The sequence below is a fragment of the Methanoculleus sp. MH98A genome (assembly GCF_000691865.1).
Lineage (GTDB): Archaea > Halobacteriota > Methanomicrobia > Methanomicrobiales > Methanoculleaceae > Methanoculleus.
Map to the genome: position 1 here is coordinate 1 of NZ_JMIO01000246.1, position 603 is coordinate 603.

Sequence of the window (603 nt, forward strand, 5' to 3'; positions counted from 1 at the left end):
AATTGTCAATTCCATACAGGTTCTCAAGGAGGATCGTTGCGCCGGAGTGGTTTTCGCATTTTATACCGGTCTTGAAGAGAAGGGCAAGCACCATGTAGTACATGCTGTAGTATGCCATCGATACCGTCTCTTCAAGCCGCCCGTTCTCGAGCAGGATCTTTGCCGAGACGAGATAACTCTCTGACTTCTTACGGTATGCCTCCTGGACCTGGGTGCTTGGCTCAACGAGCCGGATCTTCCCTTCATCGTAGAGTTTACTCAAAAACCCCTGTTTTTTCATAATACCGTTCGACTCCCTTCACGATGATGTGATTCTTTGCGATCTCCTGAATCAACAGATTTTCCGGATCCCAGGTTCCGATCTTCACGCTGAGCCTCGAATGGCAACGCTCCAGTTCTCGTTTCACCTCTCTATCGTCTGTCTCGATATAGAGATCGATGTCGCTCTTCTCATCCGCAGTTCCTTTCGCATAACTGCCGAAGATTATGGCAAGCGGGATATTCCGTCTCTCCTGGATCGTCCTGATGACTGATCGTAGATGAGGGGCCTTTTCAATCAGGTTTCCGAGCGCGTACCACTCCACTACATAGACGTGCACCCGT

Annotated in this window: 2 protein-coding genes; both read right to left on the reverse strand. The window is 49.8% G+C overall.

Annotated elements, in window-relative coordinates; genetic code table 11:
- On the reverse strand, window positions 1-280 hold a 280-nt coding region (locus tag EI28_RS12835), incomplete at its 3' end, for a HEPN domain-containing protein (protein WP_048115439.1).
- Window positions 255-603, reverse strand: a 349-nt coding sequence (locus EI28_RS12840) for a nucleotidyltransferase family protein (protein ID WP_048115442.1), incomplete at its 5' end; no start/stop codon positions are given. The genes EI28_RS12840 and EI28_RS12835, both read right to left, overlap by 26 nt.